Source organism: Mesorhizobium sp. Cs1299R1N3 (assembly GCF_037179625.1).
In the GTDB taxonomy this organism is placed as follows: Bacteria; Pseudomonadota; Alphaproteobacteria; order Rhizobiales; family Rhizobiaceae; genus Mesorhizobium; species Mesorhizobium salmacidum.
The window spans coordinates 1-435 of the sequence record NZ_JAPYKQ010000080.1; the positions used below are offsets into that span (position 1 = coordinate 1).

The 435-nt window shown below is 74.3% G+C and carries 1 protein-coding gene; it reads left to right on the plus strand.

What is annotated here, in order from left to right; all coding sequences use genetic code 11:
* Positions 1-407 (plus strand): aminotransferase class I/II-fold pyridoxal phosphate-dependent enzyme (locus tag O7B34_RS32040; protein WP_337149748.1); only part of this gene is annotated, 407 nt, incomplete at its 5' end.
* Positions 408-435 lie beyond the last annotated feature (28 nt).

Below are 435 nucleotides of genomic sequence, written 5' to 3' on the forward strand. Positions count from 1 at the left end.
AGGCGCTGGTGCGGCCGGTGGAGCGGCTCGCGCAGAACCTCTACATCTCGGCGCCCTACCTCTCGCAGGTCGCCGCGCTCGCGGCCTTCGAGGCCGGCGACGAGCTGGCGGCGGTGCGCGAGTGCTACCCCCGCAACCGCTCGATCCTGCTCGACGCCATGCCCGGCCTCGGCTTCGGCCGCACGCACCCGGCGGACGGCGCCTTCTACCTCTACGCCGACATCGGCGCGCTCACCGACGACGCGGGCGGCTTCTGCCGGCGGATGCTGGAGGAGGCCGGCGTCGCGGTGACGCCGGGCCTCGACTTCGATGCCGCGCAGGGTCACCGGCACCTGCGCATCTCGTTCGCGGGCTCGGAGGCCGATTGCGTCGAGACGGTCCGGCGGCTGCGCGCCTGGCGCCTCTGAACGGTTCAGGCCGCGTCGGACAGCCCGT